Origin of the sequence: Bordetella sputigena (genome assembly GCF_965137885.1) — a bacterium.
Lineage (GTDB): Bacteria > Pseudomonadota > Gammaproteobacteria > Burkholderiales > Burkholderiaceae_B > Bordetella_C > Bordetella_C sputigena.
This window is the reverse complement of sequence record NZ_CBCSCA010000004.1, coordinates 372924-389891: the sequence shown is the minus strand read 5'-3', so window position 1 is coordinate 389891 and position 16968 is coordinate 372924. Positions and strand designations below refer to the sequence as shown.

Annotated in this window: 18 protein-coding genes; 11 read left to right on the top strand and 7 right to left on the bottom strand. The window is 66.4% G+C overall.

Going from position 1 to position 16968, the window contains the following annotated elements; genetic code table 11:
• The first annotated feature begins 153 nt into the window (after window positions 1-153).
• A complete protein-coding gene (locus tag ACNA0R_RS10440) occupies window positions 154-1128 on the top strand; it encodes a hypothetical protein (RefSeq protein ID WP_415825918.1) in 975 nt (324 codons plus the stop codon).
• Between the two features lie 9 nt (window positions 1129-1137).
• Window positions 1138-2196 carry a hypothetical protein gene (locus ACNA0R_RS10435; RefSeq protein ID WP_415825917.1) on the top strand — a complete coding sequence of 353 codons (1059 nt, stop codon included), beginning with the start codon at window positions 1138-1140 and terminating at the stop codon, window positions 2194-2196.
• A gap of 52 nt (window positions 2197-2248) precedes the next feature.
• On the opposite strand, the gene ACNA0R_RS10430 is transcribed toward ACNA0R_RS10435, so the two are convergent.
• On the bottom strand, window positions 2249-3112 hold the full coding sequence (locus ACNA0R_RS10430; RefSeq protein ID WP_415825916.1) for an EamA family transporter: 864 nt from the start codon (window positions 3110-3112) through the stop codon (window positions 2249-2251).
• Between the two features lie 196 nt (window positions 3113-3308).
• Here ACNA0R_RS10430 and ACNA0R_RS10425 point away from each other — a divergent pair, with 196 nt between their 5' ends.
• The gene (locus ACNA0R_RS10425; protein WP_415825915.1) at window positions 3309-3587 is read left to right on the top strand and encodes a hypothetical protein; all 279 of its coding nucleotides are present in this window, start codon (window positions 3309-3311) and stop codon (window positions 3585-3587) included.
• A gap of 41 nt (window positions 3588-3628) precedes the next feature.
• Here the strand turns inward: ACNA0R_RS10425 and ACNA0R_RS10420 are convergent, their stop codons facing one another.
• A complete protein-coding gene (locus ACNA0R_RS10420; protein ID WP_415825914.1) occupies window positions 3629-4726 on the bottom strand; it encodes a DUF748 domain-containing protein in 1098 nt (365 codons plus the stop codon).
• A 315-nt stretch (window positions 4727-5041) separates the two neighbouring features.
• Between ACNA0R_RS10420 and ACNA0R_RS10415 the strand changes: the two genes are divergently transcribed.
• A complete protein-coding gene (locus tag ACNA0R_RS10415; RefSeq protein WP_415825913.1) occupies window positions 5042-5290 on the top strand; it encodes a hypothetical protein in 249 nt (82 codons plus the stop codon).
• A 27-nt stretch (window positions 5291-5317) separates the two neighbouring features.
• Here ACNA0R_RS10415 and ACNA0R_RS10410 read toward each other — a convergent pair whose 3' ends face one another.
• The gene (locus tag ACNA0R_RS10410) at window positions 5318-5554 is read right to left on the bottom strand and encodes a hypothetical protein (RefSeq protein WP_415825912.1); all 237 of its coding nucleotides are present in this window, start codon (window positions 5552-5554) and stop codon (window positions 5318-5320) included.
• 290 nt (window positions 5555-5844) lie between these two features.
• Between ACNA0R_RS10410 and ACNA0R_RS10405 the strand changes: the two genes are divergently transcribed.
• A complete protein-coding gene (locus tag ACNA0R_RS10405; RefSeq protein WP_415825911.1) occupies window positions 5845-6120 on the top strand; it encodes a hypothetical protein in 276 nt (91 codons plus the stop codon).
• Window positions 6117-6611 carry an NUDIX domain-containing protein gene (locus ACNA0R_RS10400; protein ID WP_415825910.1) on the top strand — a complete coding sequence of 165 codons (495 nt, stop codon included), beginning with the start codon at window positions 6117-6119 and terminating at the stop codon, window positions 6609-6611. Before ACNA0R_RS10405 ends, ACNA0R_RS10400 begins: the two co-directional genes overlap by 4 nt.
• Window positions 6612-6629: 18 nt before the next feature.
• Here the strand turns inward: ACNA0R_RS10400 and ypfJ are convergent, their stop codons facing one another.
• Entirely contained in the window at window positions 6630-7481 is an 852-nt protein-coding gene (gene ypfJ / locus ACNA0R_RS10395; RefSeq protein WP_415825909.1) for a KPN_02809 family neutral zinc metallopeptidase, read from the bottom strand.
• Between the two features lie 59 nt (window positions 7482-7540).
• On the opposite strand from ypfJ, the gene ACNA0R_RS10390 reads away from it, so the two are divergent.
• The 4 genes from ACNA0R_RS10390 (at window position 7541) to bamC (ending at window position 10984) form a co-directional block, all read left to right on the top strand.
• Complete coding sequence (locus tag ACNA0R_RS10390; protein WP_415825908.1) at window positions 7541-8167, top strand: L-threonylcarbamoyladenylate synthase; 627 nt, start codon at window positions 7541-7543, stop codon at window positions 8165-8167.
• Between the two features lie 3 nt (window positions 8168-8170).
• Window positions 8171-8818, top strand: a complete 648-nt coding sequence (locus ACNA0R_RS10385; protein WP_415825907.1) for a site-2 protease family protein — start codon at window positions 8171-8173, stop codon at window positions 8816-8818.
• 87 nt (window positions 8819-8905) lie between these two features.
• The gene (dapA, locus tag ACNA0R_RS10380; RefSeq protein WP_415825906.1) at window positions 8906-9811 is read left to right on the top strand and encodes a 4-hydroxy-tetrahydrodipicolinate synthase; all 906 of its coding nucleotides are present in this window, start codon (window positions 8906-8908) and stop codon (window positions 9809-9811) included.
• Between the two features lie 21 nt (window positions 9812-9832).
• On the top strand, window positions 9833-10984 hold the full coding sequence (gene bamC, locus ACNA0R_RS10375) for an outer membrane protein assembly factor BamC (protein WP_415825905.1): 1152 nt from the start codon (window positions 9833-9835) through the stop codon (window positions 10982-10984).
• Window positions 10985-11198: 214 nt separating this feature from the next.
• Here the strand turns inward: bamC and ACNA0R_RS10370 are convergent, their stop codons facing one another.
• The 3 genes from ACNA0R_RS10370 to mutS form a co-directional block, all read right to left on the bottom strand.
• Window positions 11199-11426: an endopeptidase gene (locus ACNA0R_RS10370; RefSeq protein ID WP_415825904.1), complete on the bottom strand. Its 228-nt coding sequence runs from the start codon at window positions 11424-11426 to the stop codon at window positions 11199-11201.
• Between the two features lie 411 nt (window positions 11427-11837).
• Window positions 11838-13043, bottom strand: a complete 1206-nt coding sequence (locus ACNA0R_RS10365; RefSeq protein ID WP_415825903.1) for a JmjC domain-containing protein — start codon at window positions 13041-13043, stop codon at window positions 11838-11840.
• Between the two features lie 30 nt (window positions 13044-13073).
• Window positions 13074-15704, bottom strand: a complete 2631-nt coding sequence (gene mutS / locus ACNA0R_RS10360; protein ID WP_415825902.1) for a DNA mismatch repair protein MutS — start codon at window positions 15702-15704, stop codon at window positions 13074-13076.
• A gap of 126 nt (window positions 15705-15830) precedes the next feature.
• On the opposite strand from mutS, the gene ACNA0R_RS10355 reads away from it, so the two are divergent.
• Window positions 15831-16952, top strand: a complete 1122-nt coding sequence (locus ACNA0R_RS10355) for a hypothetical protein (RefSeq protein ID WP_415825901.1) — start codon at window positions 15831-15833, stop codon at window positions 16950-16952.
• Window positions 16953-16968: the final 16 nt, after the last annotated feature.

Below are 16968 nucleotides of genomic sequence, written 5' to 3'. Positions count from 1 at the left end.
CCCAATGCGCGATCGCCTCGGCCCCACTAGACCAGGAAGCCGCTCGTGGGAATACGGGTTTTCCGCTGTCGGACAATGCGGAACGCCGCACCGCCTAACTCCACGTACACGGCCAGGGCACCATGCCCGCGCCTATCTTACGGAGGAGGCCTTATGCAAACAGGAGGAGCAGGACGCTCGGACCCTGGCGTCAACGGTATCGACAACCTTACGCCTCCGCGTCCTCCCGAACGGGAGCGGGATGACCTGGACGGGCTCCTGACGGCCACGCTGTTTCCCAGGGTGAAGGCGCATCGGCCGCGCATCATCGATATGCTGCGCGTCATCCAGGCTACCCAGACCGGCCGCGAACTACTGCACGATTTCCGTATGCTGGCGGAGCGCGGCCGGTATCCGACCATCGAGCTTGCCGACGGCAGGGATACGTCCAGGAAAGAAGCGGAAAAGCCCCACTGCCTCTGCCTTGCGAAGGACATGCTGACCGCGGGGGCGTCGACGATAGGCCTGGCGCCAGAAGTGGAACACGCGCCCTCGATGCTGATGCGGCTGGCGCAAATCCGCAACGCCCTGGCCGAACGCAGCGCCGAAAGCCGCTACACGACATCGCCCACCACGGTGCTGGAGGTATGGATGGACCCGGTCGCCACCGTGGTCAACCTTCGCAACGAGCTTGAGGTGCATCGGCCTTTCCCAAGGGCCGGCGAAGACGCGCCAGGACGCAGGGACTCCGTTTCGACGCCCCTGATCGCGAATCGCGATGCGAGCAGCGTCGATATGCCCATCGTGGCGGGACGCGACAAGGCCTTCTTCTGCCTGCCGCTGCGCAAGGATTCCGCCTCTCCGTATAAGCCCGTCGTCGCGCCGGAGATCGATACCACCGAAACGCAGGGCCCCGGCAAGACGCGGCTGGTGTTCCGCTGGGCGGCTCAGCAGGCGCAGAAGTTCGGCAGTTTCATCGGTCGCCGTGCCGTCGCCGAGGACACCCCGCCGCGCGGAGGACCGGCCACGCTCAAGGAAGCCAAGCTCGGGCACAGACGCACGCCATCGATCATCGATATGGAACAGGTACGCAGACCCGATGAAGGTACCGGAATTTCCACACAAGGCACTCGCAACAATGGCGAGTAAGGAGACCCCATGGTAGTACAGACCCACTACTCCAATCACTGCGTGAATAGCCTGGACAACAGCCCCCCGGAGCGGCCGCCCAAGCCGCAGCGCGATGATTTGAATGGACTGCTGGACGTGTACCTGGCGCAGTCGGTCAAGGAGGCCGGATACCGGGAGCGGTTGATCGATATCCTCGGTGTAATAGACAGGACGTCCGGCGGCCGCGCGGTGCTGGAGTACTTCCGCGAGCGCGCCAGGGAAAACCGTCCGCTGGCGGTGAATCTGCTGGCGCCAGGCACGGCCGTGGCGCCGGATCTCGCCTCGCAGGACCTGTGGCTGCCCAAGGACGTCTTGACCGCGCCCGCGCCGGACATCGGCGTGACGCCGGAAGAACACTACGCGCCCGCCGTCTTCCACGCCCTGCTGGTGGCTCGGAATGCCCGCGTCGTGGAGCAATATACCGAGCAGACCGGGCATGACCTGGCCGAAACCCATGCGCGGTTCGTAAAGGAGCTGGCCGAGCAGGTCGACGCGCCATCCACCAGGCGGACCGTCGTGCTCAGCCAGCAAGCGCTACAGGCCACGCGTGAAGCCATGCTGAACGCGGCGGGTTCCGCCGCCGGGTCGGTGGAAAAGCCCGATGTCGCGGCGCATGAGACGAAGGCCGTTCGTCGCGCGTCCATGCCGGTGGATGTTCCCGGCGCGGACAAGGCGGGTCAGCGCGATCAATCCCTGCCGCAAAAGCCGTCGCGATCATCCTCCGCGCAGGCCTCATTGAATGGACAGAAACCGGACGCGGCTGCCAACGACACATCGTTTCCCGGACAGCCGGATCCCGCCGAAACGGAACAGGAAGCGCCGTCCACGTCCGTACAGACCAAGAAGCGCCGCTTCCGCGCGAAGTGGATATCCCGGCGGTTTGATGCGTTCACCACCGCGGTGATCGAATGGAAGAACGGATTGCGCCGGTCGCGCAAGGCCGACACGTCCGCCGGCAAAACGGATGCCAGCCTGTATTTCGACCCCAACGGCGTGCCGGCCAGAAAGCCTTCGTCCAGCAGCACGACAGGGGAAGGCCAGGCCTAGGCCCGGTCAGGCCGCATAAGGCATCCGCCCACGCCAGGCGCCGGCGCCGCCGTTACCCGCGGCGGCGCCCGCCGAAAGTGTTGACCAGCAGGCCGATCATCACCAGCAGGGCCCCGCCGATCTGCGGCGCCGTGGGCGCCTCGCCCAGCACGGCCGCCGCGGCCGCCAGCCCGATCACCGGTATCAACAACGAAAACGGCGCGACCTGGGCGGCCGGATAGCGCGACATCAGCCAGGCCCATAGGCCGTAGCCCACCAGCGTGGCGACGAACGACAGGTAGACCACCGCGAATATCGACGAACCGTCGATCGACGCCAGCGCGGCGTGGATGCGGTCCGGGCCTTCCAGCCACCAGGACAGCGCGAAAAAAGGCAGCGGCGGCACCAGGCTGCCCCACACCACCAGTCCCAGCATGTCGGCCTTGCCGGCCTTCTTGGTGGCGATATTCCCCAGGCCCCACATCAGCGCGGCGCACAAGGTCAGTACGAACCCCGTCACGGTCATGCCGGCGCCTCCCTCTTCGCCTATCAAGGCCAGGCCCGCCGCGGCCACCAGCAGCCCGACGGCGTTGTGGGCGCGAAAGCGTTCGTGCAGCAGCAGGGCGCCCAGCACCACGGTAAAGAACGCCTGCGCCTGCAGTACCACCGACGCCAACCCGGCCGGCATCCCCACCGCCATGGCGGTGAACAGGAAGGCGAATTGGCCCAGGGATATGGTCGCGCCGTAGGCGATCAGCCAGCGCAGTGGAATCGCCGGCCGCTTGACAACGAAAATCGCCGGCACCGCCGCCAGCAGGAATCGCAGGCCGCCGAGCAACATGGGCGGTATGCCGTGTAATCCCACCTTGATGACGACGAAATTCATTCCCCACACGAGGATGACTACCAGGGCCAGGGCCAGATCACGCAGCGGCATCGCGGTTCCATGATGGAAGAGGAGCTCGATTGTGCTACATCCACAAGATATCGCCGCGCGGTGTGGTGGCTGGCCGGCGCGTGCCTATCGCGTTGACCTCGTTGGAGCGTGCCGATCCGGCGGCGCCGTCCGATGCGGCGCGGCACAGGGCTTGCGAAATGATGGGCAAGTCCTGGCAAACCTCGAGGAGATCACCATGAATCCCATAGGTCCTATCAGCCCCGTAATGCCCGTAAGAGCCGCGGGCGGCGCCAATCCCGTCAATCCCGTGGAGCCCGTGCGGCCGGTCGAACCGATACGGCCGGTCGATCCCGGCCTGCCCGAAAACCCCGATATTCCGCCCAAGGATCCCGTGCCGGGTCCGGGCCGGCCGCCCGTGGGCGCTCCCGTTCCGCCGGAGCCTGCGCGGCCGGGCGGAGAAGAGGCGCCGGTCACGCCGCGTCCCAGCGTTCCCGACGGCGGCTGGGTGGCGTGACCCGCGTCCGCGGGCGGCAATCCGGACAGCCCGCTATCGCGCTATTTCCCCAGCAGTTCGCCTATCGCGCCGCCCAATCCCTTGACCGCCGATCCCACGCCTTCGGCCACCCCTTCGACACTGACGCCGATGGCCTTGGCGAAGCCGCCCACGATGCGCGAGGACACGTCGTCGGTCAGCGAGAATTTCGGGTCTTTCAGGCTGCCCTGCAGCGTGAACTCGAAAGTCACTTCGCCCTTGCGGTCTTCCAGCGCCGCCATGACGGCTTTGCGGGGCAGGGCCCCCAGCCCGCCGCCGCTGAAGTCCAGATCGCGCAGCTTGGCCTTGCCCTGCGCCGACAACTGCTGGTTCTGCACGCGGGTGGTCATATCCAGGTCCATCTGGCCCGCGCTCAATATGGAAGGCGCGTGCTTCTGCAGATAAGGGCTGAGCACGGCCACGTCGGCGCCCGACGTGGTGGTGCGGATGTCGGCATCGTGGCTGGGCAGGGCCAGCCAACCGTCCACGGTGACGGTACCGCGGCGCTGCTTGCCGACCAGCTGGCCTTGCATTTTTATCTGGGTGTGGGTGTCGTCGGCCGGCGCATGCAGCGGCCCGATTTCGGCATGGACGTTTTCGAAAGGCACCCGGTACGGCGTCTTGGCTACGCGCCCATCGAAGAAGTCCAGCCGGCCCTTGTCCAGGATCAGCTGGCCGATCGACGTTGCGCGTTTCGGACGGTCCTGGTCGTCCTGCTGCGTTTCCCCACGGGCCTCGGCGCGCTCGCGCGCGCGCTGCCGCAGGGTAGGCAGGATCCGCAGGCTGCCGTCGTCGGCGCGCAGGATCGAAACATAATAGTCGCTGACGACCACGCGCCGGATGTCTATGCGGTCCGAGAGCAGGGCGCGCCAATCCGGCTCCATGGTTACGCGCGCCGCGCGCAAAGTCTGCCGGGCGGGCCAATCGGGCGGCGCGCCGATCTCCACATCCTGCAGCACGATCTGCGTCCAGCCCACGTCGATATGCGCGGCGTGGCCTTTGTCGCCCATCATGTCCTGGATGCGGCTGACGACCAGCCTGGAGGCCACATGCAGGGCGCCCACGGCGGCGATGGCGATGAGCAGTACGACAAGGGCGAAGATCTTGACCGGTTTTGTCATGGGCGGTTCATGTTGTGGGGGCGCGCCGGACGGCCTTTTGCGGGCAAGGCAGGCACCCCGGACAGGCACAAGAGGATGTTGTGCTTATATGGAAAAGACGGCAAGTCTATCCAGATGGTGGAGGCGGGGGGAAGCCCCGCGGCGCCCGACCCTCCGCCGAAACGACCATGCTAGGATGGCCGGCAACTTAGCCGACGACATGGCGCCGCCGGCCGGAGGCGATACCAGGTGCGGGATCCCAGGCCCCGGAACATCGGCGTCCGCGTCAGGCGTCCATATCAGGCGCCACGTCCGGCACCGACACCGAGGACCAGCATGGATACCGACGAGAAACTCGCGCTGATCGCGCAAACCATCGCACACCAGGGCGGCCAGATCAGCGCCCTGACCGCCTCGCTGCTGTGCGTGCTGCACATTGCGCGCGGATCGCCCGGGCTGCGCGAAGCGGTCGAGAGCCGGCTGGAGCAGAACTATGCGGCCTTGCTGGCCCGCTCGGAAAGCCAGCAGTACGTGGCCGGCTTCGAAACGATGCGGGATTCCGTCATCGCGGCACTGAAGGCCTGATCAGCGGCCGCCGCGCCGGCCCTGTCCTCAATGGTTTTTCTCGGCCTGCCGTGCTCCCGCTCCGGGCAGCACGGCGTCGACGATCGCGTCGCCAAAGCCTTCCCGCAGCCCCAGCGCATCGCGGCCCCGCGGCGTCACCGTGAGGCCGTCGTCGGCCTGCGCGACCAGCCCCCGATCCAGCAGATCCCTGGCCTTCAGGCCATCTATGCCGTGCTCGCCGGCGTGGATTTGTTTAAGCAGTTGTAGTTGTTCCTCGGTCAGCATGTTGCACCTCCGCATGTCGGGCGCCGGACATGCCCGGCGCTTTCCGCGCCCACTGTTGCGCAAGCCTCATACCTGATCCGGTCTTGTTTCGGGGGGCTGGGCGCCCGGTTACCGGGCGGTAGTCGCTTCGGTTTCCGGGGCATTCCCATTCACGCGCGCAAGCCGCCGCCCTGTCCGCCGGGAAAACCCGCGTTAACTTTTTGTCATTTTACGGTTACAAAATATTCCGCGACATGTCATGCGAGGGGGGTATGCTCGCCCCGGACGACTCGTAGAGAGGGGAATAACGCGTGCATCGAAATAACGACGTCTATAAGGGCTATCGGCTGACCGCCAAGGTCGCCAGGGATGTGCCGGAGCCCGCCGACGGCGGGACACCCGTCTTCCGGGCGGTGGTTTGCGTGGCGCCCGCCTCGCTGCAGCCCTCCGATGGCGACGAATATCCGATTCCGCGCTTCGTGGACGGCGGCTTCGTCTACAGCCCGGCGGAAGCCGTGCATGCCGCTGTCGCGCACGGCCGCGAGATCGTCGACGCCTTGTCGGGAGTGCGCCTGGCGGTGTCATGACCGCTTTTGCGCAATCGACGTTGGGGCGCCTGCGCGCCCTGGCTGGGGCGCGGCCCCTGCTGTGTCCTTGCGTGCGCATCGTGCTGGAACGCGCCGACGGGGCGGTCCTGCTGCACGAGCGGGCCGACTTCAGCGGAATGTGGGGCCTGCCCGGCGGCCATATCGAGCTCGGTGAATCCGCGGAGCAGGCGGCGCGGCGCGAAACCAGTGAAGAAACCGGCCTGACCGTGCACGCGCTGCATCCTTTCGGCCACGCATCGAATCCCGCCGTCGAAACCGTCACGCTGCCGAACGGCGACGTCTGCCACTATCAGGCGATGCTTTTCCACTGCCGCGAATTCGAGGGCGCCTTGCGCGGCGATCCCCTGGAAGCGCCGGTATTACGTTGGGTGTCCCTGGACGGCGAGCTGCCGCCCATGATGCCGCACGTGCGCGCCACGCTGGAGGCCTTCCGCCGGTACCGGCGGAATGGCGGGTTCCAGCTGATCTGAGCGCGACGGACCGGCCTCTTAAAGCGACTGGGCGCTGAAGGTGTCGCAGCGGCGGGGGTCGCCGCTTTCCAGGCCGCGCTTGAACCAGCGCACGCGCTGCGCCGATGTGCCGTGGGTGAAGGCGTCCGGCACGACATAGCCCTGGCTTTGTTTTTGCAGCCGGTCATCGCCGATGGCGCTGGCGGCGTTCAATGCTTCTTCCACATCGCCGGCTTCCAGGATGTGCCGCGCGCTGTCGGCGCGCTTGGCCCACAGGCCGGCGTAGCAATCCGCCTGCAGTTCCAGCCGCACCGACAAGGCGTTGGCCTGCCCCGGGTTTTCCTGCTGCAGCGAGGCCACGCGCTGCGATATGCCCAGCAGGTTCTGCACGTGATGGCCGACTTCGTGCGCGATCACGTAGGCCTGCGCGAAGTCGCCGGGCGCCTGGAAACGGCGCTTCATGTCGTCGAAAAAGCTCAGGTCCAGATAGACCTTGCTGTCGGCCGGGCAGTAGAACGGCCCCATGGCGGCGCGTCCGGTGCCGCAGGCGGTGCGGGTGGCGCCCGTGTAAAGCACCAGGGTGGGCGGCACATACGACCGCTTGGCGTGCTCGCGGAAAATCGTCTGCCAGGTGTCTTCCGTTTCGCCCAGGACCTTGGCGACGAAGCGCCGCTGCGGGTCATTGGCGGGCGGCGCCGACGAGCCGGCGGGCGCCTGCTGGCTGGCCGGCTCCTGCATCAGCTGCAGCACCACCGACGGATCGATGCCGAAATAGGCGGCGACGAGCGCCAGGATAATGGCGCCTATGCCCAGCTTGCCGCCGCCGATGGGCAGCCCCATGCCGCGGCGGTCTTCCACATTTTCACTTTCACGCGAATCGTCCAAGCGCATGAGATTCTCCTTCACGCCCAGGCGGCGGGTGCCTTCCTGCAAGATGTTAGGATAGCCGCATGGCGCAATTCTTTACCGTACATCCCGCGAATCCGCAGCCGCGTTTATTAAAGCAGGCCGCGCAGCTATTGCGCGACGGCGGGCTGGCGGCCGTGCCCACGGACTCCAGCTACGCGGTCATCGCGCGCCTGGACGACAAGGCGGCGGCCGACGGACTGCGGCGGCTGCGCGGCCTGGACGATCGCCATCACCTGACGCTGATCTGCCGCGACCTTGCGCAACTGGGCCATTTCGCTCGCGTCGACAACCGCCAGTACCGCATGCTGAAGGCCGCCACTCCCGGTCCCTTCACCTTCATACTCGAGGCCACGCGCGAAGTGCCGCGGCGCGTGTCGCATCCTTCCCGCAAAACCATAGGCCTGCGTGTGCCGGACCATCCCGTCACGCTCGGGCTGCTGGAGCAGTTCGGCGAACCGCTGCTGTCCACCACTTTGATCCCCGCCGGCGAAACCGAAGCCTTGAATGACGCCCAGGAAATCCGCGAGCGCTACGAGCACGCCCTGGCCGCGGTCATCGATAGCGGCGCTTGCCCCAAGGAACCCACGACCGTCGTCGATCTCACCGGCGACGACGCGCAACTCATCCGGGTGGGGCGCGGCGACCCCTCCCAGCTCGGAATCGCCTGATCCATGGACGACATCATTCAGTCGATCGCGATATACGCGATCCCCGTCATTTTCGCCATTACGCTGCACGAAGCGGCGCATGGCTATGTCGCCCGCATGTTCGGCGATCCGACGGCCTACCAGATGGGGCGCGTCAGCCTGAACCCGGCCCGCCATATCGATCCGGTCGGCACGCTGCTCGTGCCGCTGGTCATCCTGCTGGCGTCGAAGCTGCTCGGCAGTCCCGGCATTCTGTTCGGCTGGGCCAAGCCGGTCCCGGTCGATTTCGGCCGCCTGCGCCGGCCCAAGCAGGACATGCTGTGGGTCGCGGCGGCCGGGCCGGCGTCCAATCTGGTGATGGCCATCCTGTGGGGCATCATGCTCAAGCTGGTCTACCAGAGCGGCGGCGCGGAAGGCTACTGGTTCGACATGGCGCAGGCAGGCGTGCAGATCAACCTGGTGCTGATGGCCTTGAATCTGCTGCCGCTGCTGCCGCTGGACGGGGGACGGATCCTATACAGCCTGCTGCCGCATCGGCTGGCCTACCAATACTCCCGCATCGAGCCCTACGGCATGATGATCGTCCTGCTGCTGCTGTTCAGCGGCGGACTGTGGATCTTCCTTAAGCCGATTTTTGCGCTGGGCAGCACGGTGGTCAGCTGGTTTCTATAGGTTTTTTCCTGGTATCCGGTAAACTCGCGGGATTTACAGATTCAAGTCCCCGCCGGGCAGCCCGGCGGGCACCGGAGCCCTTCTCACATGGCATCTTCGGCATCCGCCGCTGGCGTTACTTTCCAGGGCAGCATGGTCGCCCTGGTCACCCCCATGCAACCCGACGGCACGCTCGACTACGCGGCCTATCGCTCGCTGATTGACTGGCACGTCGCCGAAGGCACGGACGCCCTGGTCGTGGTCGGGACCACCGGCGAATCGCCGACCGTGTCGATGGAAGAACATGCGGAGCTGATACGCGTCGCCGTCGAACATGCCGGCGGCCGGGTTCCCGTGATCGCCGGTGTCGGCGCCAACTCCACGGACGAAGCCATCCACCTGGCGCGGCACGCCAAGGCGGTGGGCGCCCAGGCGGGCCTGTCGGTCGTTCCCTACTACAACAAGCCTTCGCAGGAAGGCCTGTACCGGCACTTCCGCCGCATCGCGGAAGCCGTCGATCTGCCCACCGTCCTGTACAACGTGCCGGGCCGCACGGTGGCGGATATGTCGAACGAGACGGTGCTGCGCCTGGCGGAAGTGCCGGGCATCGTCGGCATCAAGGATGCCACCGGCGATATCGGCCGCGGCGCCTTGCTGCTGCGCGAAGCGCCGGCCGGTTTCCAGGTTTTCAGCGGCGACGACCCTACGGCCGCCGCGCTGATGCTGCTGGGCGGACGCGGGAATATTTCCGTGACCGCCAACGTCGCGCCCCGGCTCATGCACGAACTGTGCGCGGCGGCGCTGGCCATGGACGTGCCCAAGGTGCGTGAACTTAACGCCCGCGTCGCGCGTCTGAACAAGGCCCTTTTCGTCGAGGCCAACCCGATTCCCGTCAAATGGGCCCTGGCGCGCATGGGACGCATGCCGCTGGGCTACCGGCTGCCCCTGGTGGAGCTGGGCACGCAGCACCACGCCACCGTAGAAGCCGCGTTACGGGACGCAGGCCTGCTCTAAAAGCATTCAATGAGGATACGTATGAACACGCGCCATGCCGGTTACGCGGCATTGCTTACCCTGGTCATGCTGGCCGGATGCAGCGACGTCAACCAGATACTGGGCAAAGAAGAACCCATCGATTACAAAAGCGCCAGTGCGCAGCAGGCCCAGCCGCTCAGTATTCCCCCCGACCTGACGCAGGCCGCGGCGGATCCGCGTTACAAGGCGCCTCCGGGCGGCACCACCACCTTCTCGCAGTACCAGGCGGAAGGCCGGCAGCAGGCCGCCGCGCAGGCCCAGGGCAAGGCCACCAGCGACGTATTGCCGCAGCGCACCGATATGCACGTCGAGCGCGACGGCGATATCCGCTGGCTGGTGGTCGATATGCCGCCTGACCAGATCTTCGGCAAGGTGGTGGATTTCTGGACCAGCAATGGCTTCACGATCCAGACCAACGATCCGCAGGCCGGCCTGATCGAAACCAACTGGGCGGAAAACCGCGCGAAGATCCCCGAAAGCTGGCTGCGGCAGGCCCTGGGCTTCGTGCTGGAGCAGGCCTACGATAGCGGCGAGCGGGAAAAATTCCGCACCCGCATGGAACGCGTCAACGGCCACACCGAGATCTACATCAGCCACCAGCACATGGTGGAAAAGAACGTCGGCCAGCGCGATTCCGGCAACCTGCAATGGCAGCCCGGTCCGGAAGATCCCGGCCTGAATGCCGCGATGCTGGCCCGCCTGATGGTTTTCCTGGGCACCAGCGTGGACCAGGCCAAGACCATGGTCGCGCGCGCGGAAGCCACGCCGGCGCAACCCAAAATCACGCGTGACGTGGTGGCGGACGGCGCGCGCTTGAACGTGCAGGAGTCCTTCGATCGCGCCTGGCGTCGTGTCGGCGTGGCGCTGGATTCGGGTGGCTTCACCGTCGATGATCGCGACCGTTCGGCCGGCGATTTCTATGTGCGCTATCTGGATACCGACACGGGTGTGCAGCGTGACGAGCCCGGCTTCTTCAGCCGCCTGTTCGGTACGGCGCGGCCCAGCCAGGCGCCGCAATACCGCATCCACGTCGTGGGGCAGGGCGCGAGCACGCAAGTTACGGTGCTGGACGCCAATGGCCAGCTGGACAGCACCCCGACTGCCCAGCGCCTGCTGAGCGTGCTGGCGGACAAGATGTCGGCGGTGCAGTAACAGTGCCGCAAGGGCGGATCGTCGGACCGACGATCCGCCGGATCGCCCCATGGCGACCCGGCCGCGGGGCGGCGCAAGGTTGTGAAAGCTTGTGCACGCCGGCAATAAAAAAAGGAACGCATGTGCGTTCCTTTTTTTATGCCTGCCTTGGGAAGCTGGCTTGCCGATCCGGTTCCGCGGCCGGGCCTGCGAGGCCCGGCCTTGGCGTACCGGATTACTGCGTGGTGCCGCCGGTCGTGCCGCCACCGCTGCCGGCGCCGGGGGTGGTGGTGGCGCCGCCGCCGCCAGCGGGCGGCGTCGTGGTGGACGGAGCCGGGGTGGACGACGACGGTGCCGTGGTGGAAGGCGTGCTGCTGGAGGGAGCCGGCGCTTCGTCCTTCTTGTTGCACGCGCTCAGCGACACAGCCAGGACACTAGCCAGAACCAGGGTTTTCATCATCATTCAAGATCTCCTTTGTGATGGAATCCGTGCGACCCGGGGAGCCTGCCCGCGCAGACGCCTAGCCGGGATGACGGATTCAGGCTACAGGACTTACCCGAATGATTGCGTGTGGAAATTAAAGCTTGCGAGTCATAAAGGAAACAGGCCTTGCTCCCCTGTATAGGGTTTTTCCGGATGTTTCGACTACGGGGGAAAGTGGGGGGAAGTGTGTGTTCTCGAAACCTTTGCAGGTTTCAGAGGCCAGATTTGTCTGATTCGTATGGGTGCCGTGCGCTGCGCGATGCCGTCCGGCAGCGGCGGGGCTCGGCTCGACGGCGCGCGGGCGCTGGTCGCGCGCGTCGCGTGGCTTTGTGCCGGCGGCCTGCGCCCGAGGCCGTATCGGGCGCAGGCCGNCCCGGCCGCGCCAAGCGTCTACGCCTCGTATATCAGCCAGCCATCATCCAGCCACTGCCGCAGGCATTCCCGCTCGTCGCCGGTCAGCGCCCTGGCGGCCGGATCATCGCAGGCCAGGCGCCTGGTGTCGGCCAGGCGCCGCATCGCCGGGCTGGCCGGCATCGGCGCCGTTTCGCCATTGATGAACAGCTGCCTGCCGCGATAGAGCATGCGCGTGCGCCGGTCCAGCCGCAGCACGCCGGCTCGGGGCCATTCCGCCACCAGGTCCGGCCCGTCCTGGGCCGGCACGTCGAATACCGCGGCGGCGCCGGGTTCCGTTAGCCAGCAGCCCAGGAACCGGTGCGCCAGCGCTTTATTGAAGCGGACGCGGCGCACGGCGTCCAGCGCCGCTGCCGCCAGGCCGTCCGGCAACTCCGCCGGCCGTAGGGTGGCGGGCTGGCCCGCATCCCGATACCGCGCCCGCAGGCTCGGCCCGGGCAGGGGTGGCTCGCCGTAGGGGCCGCTGGGTTGGCCGGCGCGCGCCAGTACCTGTTCGGCGGCGGCTTCGAGCATTCCCCGCGCCAGCGTAGCCTGATCCGGCGCGCGGAAGCCTATCGAGATGGTCATGCAATCGCCCCGGGCGATGCCGTCGTGCGCCACCTGCGGCGGCAGATACAGCATGTCGCCCGGCTCTAGCACGTAGGTAGCCTCGGGTTCGAAGCGGCGCAGGATCTTCAGGGGCAGATCGGGCTCCAGGCTCAGGTCGCGTTGCCGGCCGATGCGCCATTCGCGTCGCCCCACCGCTTGCAGCAGGAATACGTCATAGCTGTCGAAATGGGGGCCGACGCCGCCGCCGTCGGTGGCGATGCTGATCATCACGTCGTCCAGGCGCGCATCCGGAATGAAGCGGAAGCGATGCATCAGTTCGGCGGCGGCATCGTGATGCAGGTCCACGCTTTGTACGAGCAGCGTCCAGTCGGGCTCGGATGCCTTGGGCAGCCGGCCGAAGGGGCCGTGCTCCATCTGCCATTGCCCCTCTTCACGCCAGATCAGGCGCGACGCGACGTCATCATTGCGCGCCATCCGTTTCAGCTCGGCGATGCCGAGCGGCGGTTTGAAGCCGGGAATGGCCTGCCGGATCAACAGCGGCTTGCGCTGCCAGTACGACTTCATGAACTGCGCCGGCGTGCGGCCGCCCAGCAGGTCCAAGGGCTGGTCCGGATGCGGATTGATCGGATGGATCATGGGGTATGCCTTGAGCGATGCGAGCGGGCGTTATTGCAGATGGGCTTTCAGCCGATATAGCGTGTCCAGCGCTTCGCGCGGGGTCAGGCTGTCCGGGTCCACGTCGGCCAGGGCTTCCCGCAGCGCCAGCAGCGCTTCGGTTTCCTGCGCGGCGGCCGATTGCGCCGCGGATTCCGCGTCCGCCTGCGCGGCGGCGGCAAACAGGCCCAGTTGCGGCGTCGGCGCGCCTTGCGCCTCCAGGCGCTCCAGTTCGCGGCTGGCCTGGCGTATGACCGCGGCCGGCACGCCGGCGCGCTGGGCCACCTGGATCCCGTAGCTGCGGCTCGCCGGGCCGTCGCGGACTTCATGCAGGAAGACGATGCCGCCGGCCGACTCCGCGGCCGCCAGATGCACGTTGGCGGCGGTCGGCTGTTCCGCGGGCATGCGCGTGATCTCGAAGTAATGCGTGGCGAAGAGGGTCAGCGCGCGGTTGTGCGTCAGCAGCCGCAGCGCGATGGCCCATGCCAGCGCCAGGCCGTCGTAGGTGGATGTGCCGCGGCCGATTTCGTCCATCAGCACCAGGCTGGCCGGCGTGCTGGCCGCCAGGATGGCCGCCGCCTCCGTCATCTCCATCATGAACGTGGAGCGGCCGCCGGCCAGGTCGTCGGCCGCGCCGATACGGGTGAAGATCCGGTCGAGGCGACCGATCCGCGCGCGGGCCGCGGGCACGAAACTGCCGGTCCGCGCCAGCAGGGCGATCAGCGCCACCTGCCGCATGTAGGTGGATTTACCGCCCATGTTGGGACCGGTGATCAGCAGCATGCGGCGCGTGGCGTCCAGCTTGCAGCTGTTCGGCGTGAAGCGCTCGATGGCGCGCTCGACCACCGGATGGCGGCCGGCCTCGATGTCGATCTCGGCGTCTTCCGACAGTTCGGGCGCGTTCCATTCATGGCGGCGCGCATGTTCGGCCAGCGCCGCCAGGGTATCGACTTCCGCCAGCGCCCAGGCGCAGTCCGACAGGGCGCGGACGTGGCTCCCCAACTGGTCCAGCATCTGCTCGTACAGCCATTTTTCGCGCGCCAGCGAGCGGTCCTGCGCGGACAGCACGCGGTCTTCCCAGGTCTTGAGCTCGGGCGTGATGTAGCGTTCGGCGTTCTTCAGGGTCTGGCGGCGGCGGTAGTCTTCCGGCACTTTGTCCGCCTGGCCCCTGCTGACTTCAATATAGAAGCCGTGGACCCGGTTGAACTCGACGCGCAGATTGGGAATGCCGCTGCGTTCGCGTTCCCGGGCTTCGAGCTGGATCAGGAAATCGCCGCCGTCGGTGGCCAGCGCGCGCAGTTCGTCCAGCTCGGCGTCGAAACCCGCGGCGATGACGCCGCCGTCGCGAATCGCGGCCGCCGGTTCGGTGGCGATGGCCGCGGCCAGCAGCGCGTGGACCGCTGGATCGGGGCACAAGTGCCCGGCCAGGGCCGCGAAACGGCCTTCGGTCGCCAGCGCGCGGACCTGCTCGCACAAGGCCGGCAGATCGGCCAGCGCGTCGCGCAGGCTGGCCAGTTCGCGCGGCCGCGCGGAACGCAGGGCGACGCGCGCGGCGATGCGTTCGATATCGGGGAAGCGCTTCAAGGTATCGCGCAGCGTTTCGAGCGGCAGCGCGGCGGCCAGCCCGGCCGGCGTGTCCAGCTTGGCCGCCAGCAGCGCGGCGATGGCCTGCTGGCGTTCCAGCACCGGCGCGTTGTCGCGCAGCGGATGATGCAGCCAGCGGCGCAGCAGCCGGCTGCCCATGGGAGTGCGGCAGTTGTCCAGGATGGAAAACAGCGTGGGCGATTCCTCGCCGCTGAGCGTCTGCGTCAGTTCCAGGTTGCGACGCGTGACCGGGTCCATCAGTACGTACTGCCCGGGGCGGTCCACGCTGATGCCCTGGACGTGCGACAAGGCCTGGGATTGCGTGCGGGCGGCGTAGCGCAGCAGCGCGCCGGCGGCGCGCACGCCGGCCGGCATGTCTTCGACGTCGAATCCCGCCAGCGAATCGGTATGGAAGTGCGCCAGCAAATGCGCGCGCGCGCCGTCGCTTTCGAAGTGCCAGTCCGGTACCCGGGTCTGCGCGCCATCGATGGAGATGCGCAGGTCGGCGCTTTCCGGATAGACGATTTCGGCCGGCGCGATACGGTGCAATTCGGATTCGATCTGCGCCGGGGCGCACTCGGTGACGCGGAAATCGCCGCTGGCCAGGTTCAGCCAGGCCAGTCCCGCGCGCGGAGACCGTCCGGCGCCGGGGAACACCGCGGCGACGCAGCGGTCCGCCTTGGCGGGCAGCAAGGCGTCATCGGTGAGCGTGCCGGGCGTGACGATACGTACGATGCGCCGCTCGACCGGCCCCTTGGACGCGGCCGGATCGCCGATCTGTTCGCAGATGGCGATGGATTCGCCCAGCGCCACCAGCTTGGCCAGGTACTGCTCCATGGCGTGGACAGGCACGCCCGCCATGGGGATGGGGCTGCCGTTGGACGTGCCACGCTTGGTCAGCGTCAGATTGAGCAGCCGCGCGCCCCGTTCGGCGTCTTCATAGAACATTTCATAGAAGTCGCCCATGCGGTAGAAGAGCAGCAGCGGGCCGGCTTCGGCCTTTAGCTTGAGATACTGCTGCATCATCGGCGTGTGGCCGGAGAGATCGCTTTTTTCCATTAATACCGATATAGAGCTTGTTCGCGTCAGGTAGGCGACGCAAAGCAGGGATTGTATCGGGATGAAGAAAGGCGAGTTGAAGAATCCCTTACCCGTGTCCCGGTGTCCGAAAGCGTGGAGTAAACCGTGCCCATTCCGCAAGAACCCTTGATCGAAACCCCGAATTCTCTTTCCGCAGATGGAAGCTTCACGCCAAGAAATATCAATTGGCGGGAGGAATTCAGTGTCGCTGGCGGTTTTCTACGCGACCACTGGGCCTTACTTGGCGTGGCAGGTCTGGTGTTGTCGGCCGTCGCCATGCAAGGCTACCTGATACAGGAAGCCATTCCGCTGAGCATTGTCTCGCAGGAAGTCGTTGCTTGCCTGCCTGTGCTGTTTATCTTAATCGTGATGGCAGTTGTCTCTCTGGGCGGTGCCATCATGTTCCCTACAGCTGTCCTGGTCGGCCGGCAAAACGAAGCGTCCCCAAGCGTGCTCGACGAGATTCTTCGCCGGGCCGGTCATGCCAAGAGGCGCCAACAGTGGGCTAGGGTGCGATTGCTGGCGTGGTGGATCTTGGGTCTTGTTGTCCCGTCGGGGCTCGTTGCCTGGATGTTTCAGTTGCCGGTGTTGTCCAACGCAGCGAGCTTTCTTTTAGTGGCTGTTTCGGCAGTTATCCTTTTCGCGGCTGGCGCGATCGCGGTGGTTTGGGTGACTCTGCCGCACACATGGCATCAGCATGTGAAGAAGCGATGGGGCACGTTTCTGTTATGCGGTTTTTTCCAGATGATGTTTACGATGAGCCTGGCGACCATTTGGGCGACCCGATTCTTTAGCGGTCAGACGGCGAAGCTTTTCATGCTTTTCGTGGGCGCGATGGCGGTTCTGGGGATAGTGCAGATGACGATCGCATGGGCTACGTGGGAGGTGGCGCGCGGACCGCGTGTAATCCTGCGCGCCATGAGCATGGCTGGCGTCGTCATGTCCGCGGTATGTCTGATGCCGCCGTTCAGTCACTTCCTGGTCGGTTACGTCATGCAGAGTTCGGCGACGGGCGGAAGAGGTTGTACCGTCTTCACATGGACGAGTACGGCGGACGTATTGGACGACTTAAGACAGGATGGACGCGGCGCGCGAAGCGTAAAACTGCAGATTCCCATGGCGACTCCGACCGTATATTTCGTGCGCCCGTGGGACGGAACTTGGAATAAGGATGTCGCGCCTATCTCGCTGGGCAACGTAGCCAAAGTCTCCGGATGCGCCAAGTAAGTCAGACTGTCCCCAG

What these genes read in the sequence shown, in the direction of transcription:
- ACNA0R_RS10365 (WP_415825903.1), bottom strand. Translation starts at nt 13,043, where the DNA reads ATGATCCATCCGATCAATCCGCATCCGGACCAGCCCTTGGACCTGCTG.
- ACNA0R_RS10440 (WP_415825918.1), top strand. Translation starts at nt 154, where the DNA reads ATGCAAACAGGAGGAGCAGGACGCTCGGACCCTGGCGTCAACGGTATC.
- ACNA0R_RS10435 (WP_415825917.1), top strand. Translation starts at nt 1,138, where the DNA reads ATGGTAGTACAGACCCACTACTCCAATCACTGCGTGAATAGCCTGGAC.
- ACNA0R_RS10410 (WP_415825912.1), bottom strand. Translation starts at nt 5,554, where the DNA reads ATGCTGACCGAGGAACAACTACAACTGCTTAAACAAATCCACGCCGGC.
- ACNA0R_RS10415 (WP_415825913.1), top strand. Translation starts at nt 5,042, where the DNA reads ATGGATACCGACGAGAAACTCGCGCTGATCGCGCAAACCATCGCACAC.
- dapA (WP_415825906.1), top strand. Translation starts at nt 8,906, where the DNA reads ATGGCATCTTCGGCATCCGCCGCTGGCGTTACTTTCCAGGGCAGCATG.
- bamC (WP_415825905.1), top strand. Translation starts at nt 9,833, where the DNA reads ATGAACACGCGCCATGCCGGTTACGCGGCATTGCTTACCCTGGTCATG.
- ACNA0R_RS10390 (WP_415825908.1), top strand. Translation starts at nt 7,541, where the DNA reads ATGGCGCAATTCTTTACCGTACATCCCGCGAATCCGCAGCCGCGTTTA.
- ACNA0R_RS10425 (WP_415825915.1), top strand. Translation starts at nt 3,309, where the DNA reads ATGAATCCCATAGGTCCTATCAGCCCCGTAATGCCCGTAAGAGCCGCG.
- ypfJ (WP_415825909.1), bottom strand. Translation starts at nt 7,481, where the DNA reads ATGCGCTTGGACGATTCGCGTGAAAGTGAAAATGTGGAAGACCGCCGC.
- mutS (WP_415825902.1), bottom strand. Translation starts at nt 15,704, where the DNA reads ATGGAAAAAAGCGATCTCTCCGGCCACACGCCGATGATGCAGCAGTAT.
- ACNA0R_RS10385 (WP_415825907.1), top strand. Translation starts at nt 8,171, where the DNA reads ATGGACGACATCATTCAGTCGATCGCGATATACGCGATCCCCGTCATT.
- ACNA0R_RS10370 (WP_415825904.1), bottom strand. Translation starts at nt 11,426, where the DNA reads ATGATGATGAAAACCCTGGTTCTGGCTAGTGTCCTGGCTGTGTCGCTG.
- ACNA0R_RS10430 (WP_415825916.1), bottom strand. Translation starts at nt 3,112, where the DNA reads ATGCCGCTGCGTGATCTGGCCCTGGCCCTGGTAGTCATCCTCGTGTGG.
- ACNA0R_RS10420 (WP_415825914.1), bottom strand. Translation starts at nt 4,726, where the DNA reads ATGACAAAACCGGTCAAGATCTTCGCCCTTGTCGTACTGCTCATCGCC.
- ACNA0R_RS10400 (WP_415825910.1), top strand. Translation starts at nt 6,117, where the DNA reads ATGACCGCTTTTGCGCAATCGACGTTGGGGCGCCTGCGCGCCCTGGCT.